Consider the following 12,503-nt stretch of genomic DNA (forward strand, 5'->3'; position numbering starts at 1 on the left):
CAGGGTCGGATCGCGTGGGCGGCGTGCAGGAGGTCTTCGACGCGCTGCCCGGCGACACCCGCGGCGCCCAGCTGCTGCGCCGGGTGCTGGCCGGCACCCCCTCCGGCGAGAGCCCGCTGACCCACGCCGAGATCGTCCCGGCCCGCGACGGGCGCACCACCGGGTGGCCCGACTGGGTCCCCGAGGAGGTGCGCGCGCCGCTCCTCGCCCGCGGCGTGGACCGGCCCTGGGGCCACCAGGCCGCGGCCGCCGCGCACGCCTGGGCCGGCGAGCACGTCGTGGTGTCGACCGGCACGGCGTCGGGGAAGTCGCTGGCCTACCAGCTGCCGGTGCTGACGCGCCTGCACACGGACCCGCGCGCGACCGCCCTCTACCTCTCGCCGACCAAGGCCCTGGGCGCCGACCAGCTGCGCACCGTCCACGACCTGCGCGTCGAGGGCGTGCGGGCCGCGTCCTACGACGGGGACACCCCGATCCCCGAGCGCGACTGGGTCCGCCAGCACGCCAACTGGGTGTTCACCAACCCCGACATGCTCCACCGCGGGGTGCTGCCGCGGCACGGGCGCTGGACGACGTTCCTGCGCCGGCTGCGCTACGTCGTGATCGACGAGTGCCACACCTACCGCGGTCTGTTCGGCTCGCATGTGGCGTTGCTCATGCGCCGGCTGCGGCGGGTGTGCGCGCGCTACGGGGCGCACCCGACGTTCGTGCTCGCCTCGGCGACGGTGTCGGAGCCGGCCGTCTCCGCCTCCGTGCTGACCGGGCTGGACGTCGCGGAGGTCACCGAGGACGGGTCGCCGCGCGGGGCGCGGGCGGTCGCGCTGTGGGAGCCGCCGCTGCTCGAGGAGGTCACCGGGGAGAACGGCGCGCCGGTGCGCCGCTCGGCGGGGGCCGAGACCGCGCGGATGCTCGCCGACCTCGTGCTCGAAGGGGCCCGGTCGCTGGCCTTCGTGCGGTCGCGGCGCGGGGCGGAGCTCACGGCGCTGGGCGCGCGGCGGGTGCTGGCGGAGGTCGATCCCTCGTTGGCCCGGCAGGTGGCGGCCTATCGCGCCGGCTACCTCCCCGAGGAGCGCCGCGAGCTGGAACAGGCGCTGCTCACGGGGGCGCTGCGCGGGGTCGCGACGACGAACGCGCTCGAGCTCGGCGTCGACATCGCGGGTCTCGACGCCGTGGTCGTCGCCGGCTTCCCGGGGACGCGGGCGTCGTTCTGGCAGCAGGCGGGCCGGGCCGGGCGGTCGGGGGACGACGCGCTCGTCGTGCTCGTGGCCCGCGACGACCCGCTCGACACCTACCTCGTGCACCACCCGCAGGCGATGCTCGGCGCGCCGCTCGAGCGCTGCGTGCTCGACCCGACCAACCCCTACGTGCTCGCGCCGCACCTGGCCTGCGCGGCGTCGGAGATCCCGCTGACCCGCGACGACGTGGCGGCGCTCGGCGGGGCGGCGGCCCTGTCGGTGGTCGACGACCTCGTCGCGGAGGGGCTGCTGCGCCGGCGGCGCGGGGGTTGGTTCTGGTCGCACCCCACCGACCGGCCCCACGCCGGCGTCGACATCCGGGGCAGCGGCGGCGAGCAGGTCGTGCTCGTGGAGTCCGAGACCGGGCGCATGCTCGGCACCGTCGACCCCGGCACCGCACCCGCGACCGTCCACCCCGGCGCCGTGCACCTGCACCAGGGCGAGAGCTACGTCGTCGACACCCTCGACCTCGACGAGGGCCTGGCGCACGTCCACGCCGAGGACCCGGAGTGGACGACCCAGGCGCGCACGGTGATCGACATCTCGGTGGAGGAGACCGAGCAGTGCGCCGCCCACGGCGAGCTGCAGGTGTGCCTGGGGAGCGTGGAGGTGACCGAGCAGGTCGTCGGCTACCTGCGCAAACTCCCCTCCGGGCGGGTGCTGGACCAGACGCCGCTGGACATGCCGGCGCGGTCGCTGCGAACGCGCGCGGTCTGGTACACGCTCAGCGAGTCGGCGCTCCTGCGCGCCGGCCTCGAGCCCGCGCGCTGGCCCGGCGCGCTGCACGCCGCCGAGCACGCGGCGATCGGGCTGCTCCCGCTGGTGGCGACCTGCGACCGCTGGGACATCGGCGGCGTCTCGACCGCCCTGCACCCCGATACCGGGCACCCGACGGTCTTCGTGCACGACGGCCACCCGGGCGGGGCCGGCTTCGCCGACCGGGCGCACGAGGCGCTGCGGGAGTGGCTCACGGCGACGCGGGCCGCGATCTCGGACTGCGAGTGCCCCTCGGGGTGCCCGTCGTGCGTGCAGTCGCCGAAGTGCGGCAACGGCAACGACCCGCTCGACAAGGCCGGCGCCATCCTCGTCCTCGACGCGGTGCTGGGGCGGCTGGCGGAGGACTGACTCGGTTGGCTCCGCCGCGGGTCGGGGGTTCGGGGTCCGTCCCGACCCGCGGCGAGGTCTGGAGCGCCGCAGGCCGGGGAAGTGATCGACCCGGCCTGCGGCGCCGTAGGGGGCGGCGGTGGGCGCGCGATGCGCATGCGGCCCACCGCCGCGGGGTCCTCCCCTGGGCCGGACCGTCGGCCGGTCGCGACGGGTGGACCGGCGCGTCGGCGTTCGGTGGTCCGGTGGGGCGGCGGGCGCGCGGCGGACTCGCCCGCCTCGCTGGTCCGGCGTCGCCCCGAGGGGACCCGAAGTGTGTGTAGTTGTGGTGGTGTGCCCTCGGACCGCTAGGAGCGGACCCCGGTGGCGACGGTGGCGAGGCGGTACGTCGACCCGCCGCCCGCGACGGCCGGACGCTGGGCGACGGCCTCGGCGAGCGCGTCCTGGACGCGGAACGGGTCGGGCAGGTTCCAGCTGCACGCGGACGGGCGGACCCGCCAGTGCACCGACCCCTGCGGGTGGGTGGAGGGCGGCGCGGCGAACCAGCTGCCGCGGCCGTGCAGGACGATGCCGGCGCGCTCGGCGAGGTCGGGGCGCAGGGGCTCGCCCGCGCCGACCGGGAACAGCCACTCGCCGGTCGGCGTCGCCGCGATCGGCACCGGGACCCCGACGGCGCGCAGCACGGCGGCGGCGCGGCGACCCACGGTGGCCGGGACCTCGAGCACGTCGAAGGTCAGGCCGGTGGGCAGGATGATCGAGTACGGCAGGCCGGACCACCAGTCGGCGATCTGGTCGCAGTCGGTGGACGCCCGGCGCGCCCAGTCGTCGAGCACGGGGCACGGACCGTCCTGCGAGGCGTCGGAGCAGCCGCTCCAGACCTCACCCTGCGGGAAGGTGCCCGGGACGACCGCCCAGCCGTGGTCCGCGAGAACCATGGCCTCAGCACGAAGCTCCGTGCCGTAGACGGCGCGATAGCTGTCCCACCACTGCATCGGCTTCCTCCTGAACCGGTTCCTGCCCCCGGTGTGCTGTATCCAGTAACGGCACGCGCACGTCGCTTCGCCACCCGTCATCGCCCAAGGGCCTTGATCACACGCTGAGCGTCACGGTCGGCCCCGTTCAGCGGGCGAGCGCGCGACGAACAACGGGCCCGATCCCGATTGCTCACGCGGGTCGCCGCTCACCCGGGACCGCCCTCCGCTCGTCCCGGGGCGTTCACCTGGCCGTCGCCGCCGGTGACGCTCGTCGGGCCGGACGGGGGCCCGCCCACCGCCACCGGACCCGCCCGGGCTCGCCCGGTCGCCTCACCGGACACGCTCGGGAGGCAGCGGCATGACGTCGCCGTGATCACTGTCACGCTCCAGCCCTCGACGGCGCAGTCCACGAGCCGCGCGCCGTTGCGCTCGGCGACCTCGGTGCTTCGCGCGCAGGCCACGTCGGCCCCGCGCACGGCCTCGCGGGCTCCGGCGAGCGCCGCGAGGTCGGCCGCGGACTCGGCACGGTGGCGGGCGAGCGTCGCGGCGCCGATCTGCAGGCCCAGGCCCAGGAGCGCGATCAGGACGCCCACCGCGGCGGCCGCGAGCACAGTGGCCGACCCGGCGTCGCCGACCGCTCGTCGACCGCCCGCCGTACCGCTCACCGTGGGCTCCCGGCCGGGCTGTCAGGGACCTGTCCGGTGGCCTGTCCGGAGGCCTGTCCGGAGGCCGGCGCCGGGTCGATCCCGACGTCGGCCTCCGGCAGCCCGCCGGGGAGCGGATCGGGGCCCTCTGCCGGCGCCACCGGCGAGGGTTCGCGGGCCGCCAGCGCCTCGGCGCCGACGCGCACGCCCGGCAGCGCGGAGCCCAGCGGCGTCGCGCGGACCCGGGCCACGACGTCGTCGCCGCGGACGTCGACGGTGACCTCCGCGCCGCCGGGCAGCAGCTGCTCCGCGGCGCGCCGGGCGCCGTCGGGGTCGCCGCGCGCCGCGAAGCGGGTGGCCTCGGTGGCCGCGTCGACGCAGCGCAGCTGGAGCACCACCGCGCCCATCGCCGCGAGCACCACGCCCAGCACCACGACGAGCGCGCCGACCGCGAACGCGGCCTCGACGGTCACCGAGCCGGCGTCGCCGCTCAGAAGGCGGTGGTCAGCGCCCGCTGCACGATCTGGGTGAGGCCGCCGATGATGTTCTCGCCGGTGACCACCTGGTAGAGGATCGCGCCGAAGGCCGCGGCGGCCACGGTGCCGATCGCGTACTCCGCCGTGCTCATCCCGGTGTCGTCGTCGCGCAGGTGCGCGAGACGGTCGCGCAGGCTGCGGGCCGGCGCGTTCGGTGCGGTCATGGTGTTCCCCTCTCCTCCCCCGCCCCGGCGGGGCGGGCGGCCTCATCGCTGCTCCAGCAGCGGCCCGGCGAGCCCCACGACCACCGGGACGATGCCCAGGGCCAGGAACGCCGGCAGGAAGCACAGGCCGAGCGGCCCGGTGACGAGCACGCCCGCCCGCTCGGCGCGGGACTCGACGGCGTCGGCGGCCTCGGCGCGCAGGTCGGCGGCGACGGCCTCGACGACGTCGGCGACCGCGGCGCCGCTACGCGACGACCGCCGGGCGGCCCGGGCGAGGCGCGCCGTGTCCGGGGTCTCGAGCGCGGGCGTCCACGCCGCCGTCGGATCGGCGCCCAGCGCGACCAGGTCGGCGACGCGGCCCAGGGCCTCGCCGGCGGCCGCGGGCAGCACCGGCACGACGGCGCGCGCGGCGCGGTCGAGCGAGAGCCCGGCACGCAGGCAGGCCGCGAGCTGGTCCCACGCGCCCGCCAGACCGAGCGGGTCGGGAACCGGGCGCGCCCGGTGCGCCTGCCAGCGGGGCAGCAGGGCGACGACGGCGGCGCCGGCCGCGATCGCGAGCACCCCGGCCACCCCGGCCCCGCTCGACACCAGCGCGCAGCCCGCGGCGGCCAGGGCGATACCGGGCACGAGGCCCTCGCGGGCGGGGCGGCGAGGCGGGGCGGGCGGGGCCGTCCGGCGGCGCGCGGTGACCGGGCCCGGCGCCACCACCAGCGCGGCGGCCAGGGCGAGCAGCGCGAGGGCCACGGCGACGGACACGCTCACCGGGTCACCCCCGCCACGATGCGCTCGGTCCACGCGAGCCCGGCGCACACGAGCCCGACACCGACGACCAGCAGCCCCTGGCCGACGAGCCCGCCCGTGAGCACCGCCCACGGGCGCGCGCCGATGCCCTCGCCGAGCAGCAGCCCGAGCACCGGGAGCCCGCCCAGCACCGCGGCGGTGGCGCGCGGCCCCGCGAGGCGGGCCTTGAGGCCTCCGGCCATGCGGGCGCGGGCGCGCAGGTCGTGCGCCACGGCGCCGGCGGGCCCGGCGAGCGCGATGCCGTGCCGGTCGGCGAGCGCCCACGCCCCGGCGAGGCGGTCGAGGTGCGCGGCCACCGCCGGTTCCCGCGACCGGGCCGCGCGCAGGGCGGCGGGGACGTCGCCCCCGAGCTGGGCGGTGGCCCCGAGCAGCGTCATCACGCGCGCCGCGACCGGGTGCGCGTCGGCGCCCGCCGAGGCGGCCGCGGCGGCGGGCGGGGCGCCGGCGCGGACCTCCGCGGCGAACGAGGACAGGGCCTCGGCCAGGCCGGCGGTGGCGGCCGTGCGTTCGCGCTCGGCGCGCGCCGCCGTGCGGTGCCGGTGCAGCGTCGCGGCGAGGACGGCGGCGGCCACCGCGCCGCCGGGGCCGGCGACGACGAGCCCGAGCACCGCGGCCGCGGGCAGCAGGACGGCCCGGCGGCGCGCGAGGGTCGCCAGCTCCCCCAGCCCGGGACCGCGACGCCCGGCACCACGGGCCGGCGTCAGGCGCAGCGGCGCGCTCGGGGTCGGCCAGCACACGAGCGCCGCGGCGGCGAGCGCCAGCGCCGTGCTCACGCCGGCTCCCGGTGCAGCACCGCGACACCGGCGGCCACGGACACCGCCCGGGGTGGGCGGCCGGGCACGAGCGCGGGCGGGTCCGGCGGGTCGGGCGCGTCCTCCCACGGCGGCACCACCCCGCGCTCGCGCAGCATCGCCGCGAGGTCGGCGCGCCCGACCGCCCAGCCGTCGCCGCGTGTCCAGGCGGGCGTCACGACGACCTCGCCGACACCGTCGCGGCGGCGCAGCACGCCCACCGCGTCGAGCGTCCGCGCCCCGTCGCGCCCGCGCCGCACCTGGAGGACCACCTGGACGGCGGCGGCGAGCTGGCTGTGCAGCGCGGCCGACCCCAGCCCGCCGAGCGCCGCGAGGGCCTCCAGCCGCGCGGGGACCTCGCGCGGCGCGTTGGCGTGCACCGTGCCCGCCCCGCCGTCGTGGCCGGTGTTCAGCGCCGCCAGGAGCTCGACGACCTCGGCGCCGCGCACCTCGCCGACGACGAGCCGGTCGGGGCGCATCCGCAGCGCCTGGCGCACGAGGTCGCGCAGGAGCACCTGGCCCGCGCCCTCGACGTTGGCCGGGCGGGACACCATCCGCACCACGTGCGGGTGGACCGGGCGCAGCTCCTCGGCGTCCTCGACACACACGATGCGCTCGCCCGGCGCCACCTCGCCGAGCAGTGCCGACAGCAGCGTCGTCTTGCCCGACCCCGTCCCGCCCACGACGAGGAAGGCCAGCCGCGCGGCCACCACCGCGCGCAGCAGGGCCATTCCGTCGGCGTCCACGGTGCCCGTGGCGGCGAGCGCGGCGAGGTCGTGGCGGGCGGGCCGGAGCACCCGCAGCGACACGCAGGTGCCGTCCGCGGCGACCGGGGCGAGCACGGCGTGCAGCCGCACCCCCGAGCCGGGCAGGCGCGCATCCACGTAGGGGCTGGCGTCGTCGAGCCGCCGGCCCGCCGCGCTCGCGAGGCGCTGGGCCAGGCGGCGCACGGCGTCCTCGTCCGGGAACGTCACCGCGGTCCGCTCGAGGCCGGCGCCGCGGTCGACCCAGACCGCGTCCGGGGCGATGACGAGCACGTCGGACGTGCCGGGCTCGCGCAGCAGGTCCTCCAGCGGCCCGGCGCCGACGAGCTCGCGCTGCAGGCCGCGCACCGCGGTCAGGACATCCGCGTCGCCGACCACCCCGCGGGCCTCGGCGCGCACGGCGGCCGCGAGGTCGCCGGCGCCGGCCTGCCCGCCGGAGGTCACCAGCCGCGTCCGGACCCGCTCGACGAGCCCGGTCTCCGGCGCGGTGCTCACGCCGCCCGTCCCCGGTCGGCGACGGCCTCGAGGGCGTCGACCACGGCCCTGGCGGCGTCCTGGACGGGACCACCCCGCAGCCCCGGCACCCGGCCCTGGTCGAGCGCGCGGTCGAGGCCGGACTCCCTGCCCACCGACGCGAGCACCTCGAGGCCCAGCACGTTCGCCACGTCGTCGGCGTCCAGCCCGCCGGGTCCGGGGCCGCGCACCACGAGCCGCACGGGCGCCCCGCGCTCGGCCAGCGGCTCCGCGACGCGGGCGGCCGCGGCGACGGCGCGCACCTCGGCGGGCACGACCAGGACCACCAGATCGGCGACGTCCGCCACGGCGAGCGCGGTGTCGGTCGGGTGGCGGGGGAGATCGCACACCACGACCTCGCCCGCCCGCCGCCCGGCCTCCACGACGGCGACCGCCGCCCCCGGCTCGGGCCCCTCGCCCGCGCGGTCGCACGCCAGCACCGTGATCATCCCGTCCGGCGAGGGCAACGCCTCGTGCAGTGACGCCGCGGCGACCCGGCCGCCGCCTCCGCCGCCGAGCGCGAGCCCGCTCCAGCGCAGGCCCTCGAGCTGCTCGGCGCCGGCGAGGAGGTCGAGGCCGCCGCCGAGGGGATCGCAGTCGACGAGCAGCACCCGCGAGCCCCGCGTGCTCGCGTAGGCCCCGACGGCGACCGCGAGGACCGACGCGCCGGCGCCACCGCGCCCGCCGACGACCGCGACCACCCGCCCGGGCCCGGCGTCGTCCCCCGGGCCGGCGTCGGCGAGCTCGGAGACGAGCCAGTCCTCGCCCTCGGGCAGCGACACGACGTGCTCGGCACCCACGCCGACCGCGTGCTCCCACAGCGAGCCGGGCGGATCGCCCCGGCACAGCAGCACCACGCCGTCCCGGCGCCCGAGCCGCAGCGGGCCGACGGCGCGCGCGGCACCCTCGTCGACCAGGACCCTCGCCGCGGAGTGCCATCGGCGCCGCAGACCCGCCGGATCGGGCACCCGTTCGAGCTCGACCTCCGCGGCGGCCGCCAGCCGCACGACGTCGTCGAGCAGCTCCTCGTCGTCGGTCATCACGACCACGCGCCGGTCCGTGCCGTCCCTCGCCGCCATCACCCGCGTCCTCCCCGCTCACCGTCCGACGAATCGCCTGACGGAGAGCACGCTGCCGCGTCGGGAACCGGCGGCGTCAGCGTCGGGATCCGAGCTGTGGACGGACGGGAGGGGTGGGGACAACCACGCCGCGCGATGGGCCGTGGATCAGGCCCGGACGCCGTAGCGGTGGCGCCCGGGCGGCCGTCCTGCGCGGCCGTCTACGAGCTGGCCGCGTCCGCGATCCCGAGACCCTCCCGGGCGCCGACCTGCCAGGCCGTGGCGCAGTGGGCGAACCAGCGCGCGAGGCCGTCGGCCTCGCCGGTGGCGAACGCGGCGGCGGACGCGCGGTACTCGTCGGCCGCGCGGTAGTGGCCGACCTCGGGGACGGCGAGGCCCTTCGGGTCGAGACCCGTCGCGACGGCGGTCAGGCGGGCCGCGGCGCGGGCGACGACACCGGTCGCGGTCGGGAACGGCGCGAGGGCGAGCAGCTCGCCGTGCACGACGGCCACGAGCACGGGCGCGGGCACCGACGTCCCGCCGGTCACCAGCACCGCGAGGGCGTCGAGCCGCTCCCCCACTCCGGGGTCGAGGCGCGGCCGGCCCAGGTCGTCGTCGGTGACCCCCGGCAGGTCGGCGGCGGCGAGGACGTGCAGCCGGGCGAGCGCCTGCCGGGGCGCCGAGCGCCAGGCCGACAGGAGCCCGCCGAGCGCCTCGGCGACGCGCAGCGAGCCCGCCAGCACCGGGTCGTCGACCGGGCCGTCGGCGGGCAGCTCGGCCGACCCGCCGTCGAGGCTCGCGGAAGCGCGCGCGGCCCGGACCGACGCCTCGGCCGCGGTGGCGGGCCAGCCGCGGCGGTTGGTGCGGTGGTTGTTCACCCGGGTCAGCGCCTCGCGGACGGCGTGGGCGTCGTCGGCGACGCCCGGCAGGCGGGTCAGGGGCTCCAGCGGGTCGGCCACGGCGCGCCATCGTCGCAGGACGACCTCCGAGGGCCACGTCACAGCCCATCCGACACGACCGGACGGCCCTGATCACAAGGGCCGAACGGAGCTGAACCGGTCCGGTACGTCCGATCCGAATAGCCAGTTCACGAAAGTGGGCAGCCCCTCCTCCACGTGACCGGCAACACAGCCAACGGAGTGGAGCACCCATGTCGAGCACGACGGAGATGCGTGAGGAGCGCACCACGAGGACGACGCCGGAACGCGCTCCCGCACCCGCCGACCCCACGACGAGCATCGCGGACCCCGGCCCGCTCGGGCTCGCGGCCTTCGCGCTGACCACCTTCGTGCTCAGCCTCTTCAACGCGGGGCTGGCCCCCGAGGCCCTCGAGCCCGTCGTGCTGCCGCTCGCGCTCTTCTACGGCGGGCTCGCCCAGCTGCTCGCGGGCATGTGGGAGTTCCGCAAGGCCAACACGTTCGGCGCGACGGCTTTCGGGTCCTACGGCACGTTCTGGATCGCGTTCGCCGCCTACGTCCAGTTCATCGAGCCGGAGATGGAGGCCTCGGGCGTCCCCGAGTCCGGCATCACCACCGCCACGGGGATCTTCCTCGTCGGCTGGACGCTGTTCACGCTCTACATGCTGATCGCGGCGCTGCGCACCACCAGTGCGCTGGTCGCCGTGTTCGCCACGCTGTTCCTGACGTTCGCGCTGCTGTCGGTCGGTGACCTCCTCGGCGTGGACGCGATCGCCACCGTCGGTGGGTTCATGGGGATCGTGACCGCGCTCGTCGCCTGGTACGCCTCCGCCGCGGTGGTCACCAACGCCACGTGGGGCCGCACCGTGCTGCCGGTGGGTCCGCGCAGCTGACGGGGCACCCTGGCGGTGTGCCGCCGGTAGGCGTTCCTCACGACGACGTCGCGGGTGACCTCGTGGTCACGCGCGACGTCGTGCTGCCGGCGGGCGCGCTCCAGTGGCGCTTCTCCCGCGCCGGCGGCCCGGGTGGGCAGGGCGTCAACACCACCGACTCGCGGGTCGAGCTCTCGGTCGACCTGCGCCACGCTCCGCTGCGCGACGCCGACCGCGAGCGGCTGCTGACCCGCCTCACGGGGCGTCTCCACGACGGCGTCCTGACGGTCGTGGCCGCCGACGACCGCTCCCAGCGCCGCAACCGCCGCGCCGCGCGTGACCGTCTCGCCGCCCTGCTGCGCGAGGCGCTGGCCCCCGACCCGCCGGACCGCCGCCCGACCGCCCCGTCGCGGGCGGCGCGTCGACGGCGGCTCGAGAGCAAGCGCCGGCAGGGCGCGGTGAAGGCCCTGCGCCGTCGCCCGACCGGTGAGTAGCCCCGTTCGAGGGAATCGGCGGAGTACCGACCGGCGTCCAGGGGAAGACCGGGGCCGACCGTGATCAGCGGACGGCACGCCGTGTGGCGCGGAGTACCGCCGGTGACGTGGCACGATGACCGACCTCAGCACCCGCTCGACGATCCGACCCGAGCGACCGAACACCCGCCAGGAGCGCCCGTGACCCGCCCCGAGCAGCCGGCCAGCGGCTCGTCGACACCGCCGATCGTCCCGTCGATCCCCCTCAACGCCGAGCCCGTGCGGCAGGACGGCGACGCCTCCGTCGGCTCGCTGGTCAAGGAGGTCTCGACCCACGTCTCGACCCTGGTCCGCGCCGAGGTCGAGCTCGCGAAGACCGAGATCACGGCCGAGGTCAAGAAGGGTGTGCAGGGCAGCGTCTTCTTCGTCGTCGCCGGCGTGGTGGCGCTGTTCAGCCTGTTCTTCTTCTTCATCGCGGTGTCCGAGGCCTTCAACCTCATCTGGCCGAGCCAGCAGTGGGCCGGCTACGCGGTCACCTTCGGCCTCATGATCCTGTTCGCCGGGCTGATGGGCCTGCTCGGCTACCTGAAGGTCCGCAAGATCAAGGCGCCGGAGCGGACCATCGAGTCCGCGAAGGAGTCGGTGGCGGTCTTCAGTCGCGGCCGCTCCGACGCCGCCTGAGCACCGTCGCCGGGTCCGAACTCCCCGGACCCTGGAGCCACCGGACCGTCTCGGCCAACGGCGTGCAGCTGCACGTCGCCGAGGCCGGTCCCGAGTCCGGGCCGCTCGTGCTGCTGCTGCACGGGTTCCCGGGCTCCTGGTGGGCCTGGCGCCACCAGCTGCCCGCCCTGGCGACCGCGGGCTACCGGGTCGCCGCCGCCGACCTGCGCGGCTACGGCGACTCCGATCGGCCTCCCCGCGGCTACGACCTCTGGACGCTCGCCGGTGACGCCGCCGGTCTCGTGCGCTCGCTCGGGGCGCGCGAGGCCACGGTCATCGGCCACGGCTGGGGCGGCGCCGTCGCGTGGACGCTCGCCACGCTGCGACCGGGCGTCGTGTCGCGGCTCGGCGTCCTCGCCGCGCCGCACCCGCGGACGCTGCGATCGGCCGTCCGTCGGCGGCCGTGGGGGCCGGCGCTGCGGATCGCGCTGTCGCTGCAGCCGCCGCGGCTGCCCGAACGGCGCCTGCGCCGCGACGACGGCGCGTGGGTGGCCTCGCTGCTCCGCGCCGGCTCCGGACCGGACTGGGCCGCCGCGCCGGAGTTCGCCGAGGTCGCCGACCACCACCGCGCCGCGATGCTCCTGCCCCGCGTGCCGCACACCGCGATCGAGGGCTTCCGCTGGAGCGTGCGCTCGCAGTTCCGGCCGGACGGGGCGCGCTACGCCCGGGCGATGGGCCGGCGCGTGACGGTGCCGGTGCTGCAGATCCACGGCGGCGCGGACCCGTGGGTGCCCGACCGCGTCGCCCGCGCCTCGGCCCGCTGGTGCGACGCGGGGCACGTGCACCGGACCCTCGACGGCGTCGGGCACTTCCCGCACCAGGAGGCGCCGCAGCACGTCACCGACGCGCTCCTGGACTTCCTCGACCCCTGACCGGCGTGTCGCCGCGGCGAGGATGTGTTGCTCCTATGTCAACCCGCCGCGGGTTGTGGGGCTGG

At 77.7% G+C, this 12,503-nt stretch carries 14 protein-coding genes; 5 read left to right on the forward strand and 9 right to left on the reverse strand.

The window, feature by feature from the left end:
• Positions 1-14 precede the first annotated feature (14 nt).
• A complete protein-coding gene (gene sftH / locus WCD58_RS33245) occupies positions 15-2,360 on the forward strand; it encodes a DEAD/DEAH box helicase (protein WP_337707436.1) in 2,346 nt (781 codons plus the stop codon).
• 326 nt (positions 2,361-2,686) lie between these two features.
• Here the strand turns inward: sftH and WCD58_RS33250 are convergent, their stop codons facing one another.
• From WCD58_RS33250 to WCD58_RS33290, 9 genes are all read right to left on the reverse strand, one after another.
• Entirely contained in the window at positions 2,687-3,274 is a 588-nt protein-coding gene (locus WCD58_RS33250) for a bifunctional DNA primase/polymerase (RefSeq protein WP_337707437.1), read from the reverse strand.
• Positions 3,275-3,519: 245 nt separating this feature from the next.
• Entirely contained in the window at positions 3,520-3,978 is a 459-nt protein-coding gene (locus WCD58_RS33255) for an Rv3654c family TadE-like protein (RefSeq protein ID WP_337707438.1), read from the reverse strand.
• Positions 3,975-4,430 carry a TadE family type IV pilus minor pilin gene (locus WCD58_RS33260; protein ID WP_337707439.1) on the reverse strand — a complete coding sequence of 152 codons (456 nt, stop codon included), beginning with the start codon at positions 4,428-4,430 and terminating at the stop codon, positions 3,975-3,977. Before WCD58_RS33260 ends, WCD58_RS33255 begins: the two co-directional genes overlap by 4 nt.
• A gap of 17 nt (positions 4,431-4,447) precedes the next feature.
• The gene (locus tag WCD58_RS33265) at positions 4,448-4,657 is read right to left on the reverse strand and encodes a DUF4244 domain-containing protein (protein ID WP_337707440.1); all 210 of its coding nucleotides are present in this window, start codon (positions 4,655-4,657) and stop codon (positions 4,448-4,450) included.
• A gap of 42 nt (positions 4,658-4,699) precedes the next feature.
• Positions 4,700-5,419, reverse strand: coding sequence for a type II secretion system F family protein (locus WCD58_RS33270; RefSeq protein WP_337707441.1), 720 nt, complete (start codon positions 5,417-5,419; stop codon positions 4,700-4,702).
• The gene (locus WCD58_RS33275; RefSeq protein ID WP_337707442.1) at positions 5,416-6,231 is read right to left on the reverse strand and encodes a type II secretion system F family protein; all 816 of its coding nucleotides are present in this window, start codon (positions 6,229-6,231) and stop codon (positions 5,416-5,418) included. The genes WCD58_RS33270 and WCD58_RS33275 overlap by 4 nt, the downstream gene beginning before the upstream one ends.
• Positions 6,228-7,508 (reverse strand): TadA family conjugal transfer-associated ATPase, encoded by a 1,281-nt coding sequence (locus WCD58_RS33280; protein WP_337707443.1) that lies wholly within the window; start codon positions 7,506-7,508, stop codon positions 6,228-6,230. The genes WCD58_RS33275 and WCD58_RS33280 overlap by 4 nt, the downstream gene beginning before the upstream one ends.
• On the reverse strand, positions 7,505-8,605 hold the full coding sequence (ssd, locus tag WCD58_RS33285) for a septum site-determining protein Ssd (protein WP_337707444.1): 1,101 nt from the start codon (positions 8,603-8,605) through the stop codon (positions 7,505-7,507). Before ssd ends, WCD58_RS33280 begins: the two co-directional genes overlap by 4 nt.
• A gap of 200 nt (positions 8,606-8,805) precedes the next feature.
• On the reverse strand, positions 8,806-9,543 hold the full coding sequence (locus tag WCD58_RS33290; RefSeq protein WP_337707445.1) for an oxidoreductase: 738 nt from the start codon (positions 9,541-9,543) through the stop codon (positions 8,806-8,808).
• Between the two features lie 191 nt (positions 9,544-9,734).
• On the opposite strand from WCD58_RS33290, the gene WCD58_RS33295 reads away from it, so the two are divergent.
• The 4 genes from WCD58_RS33295 to WCD58_RS33310 all read left to right on the forward strand — a co-directional run bounded on the left by WCD58_RS33295 (position 9,735) and on the right by WCD58_RS33310 (position 12,438).
• Positions 9,735-10,394, forward strand: a complete 660-nt coding sequence (locus tag WCD58_RS33295) for an acetate uptake transporter (RefSeq protein WP_337707446.1) — start codon at positions 9,735-9,737, stop codon at positions 10,392-10,394.
• A 62-nt stretch (positions 10,395-10,456) separates the two neighbouring features.
• The gene (gene arfB / locus WCD58_RS33300) at positions 10,457-10,867 is read left to right on the forward strand and encodes an alternative ribosome rescue aminoacyl-tRNA hydrolase ArfB (protein ID WP_337707447.1); all 411 of its coding nucleotides are present in this window, start codon (positions 10,457-10,459) and stop codon (positions 10,865-10,867) included.
• Between the two features lie 180 nt (positions 10,868-11,047).
• The gene (locus WCD58_RS33305) at positions 11,048-11,527 is read left to right on the forward strand and encodes a phage holin family protein (protein ID WP_337707448.1); all 480 of its coding nucleotides are present in this window, start codon (positions 11,048-11,050) and stop codon (positions 11,525-11,527) included.
• A 62-nt stretch (positions 11,528-11,589) separates the two neighbouring features.
• The gene (locus tag WCD58_RS33310; protein WP_337707449.1) at positions 11,590-12,438 is read left to right on the forward strand and encodes an alpha/beta fold hydrolase; all 849 of its coding nucleotides are present in this window, start codon (positions 11,590-11,592) and stop codon (positions 12,436-12,438) included.
• Positions 12,439-12,503: the final 65 nt, after the last annotated feature.

It is taken from the genome of Actinomycetospora flava, from assembly GCF_037400335.1.
Lineage (GTDB): Bacteria > Actinomycetota > Actinomycetes > Mycobacteriales > Pseudonocardiaceae > Actinomycetospora > Actinomycetospora flava.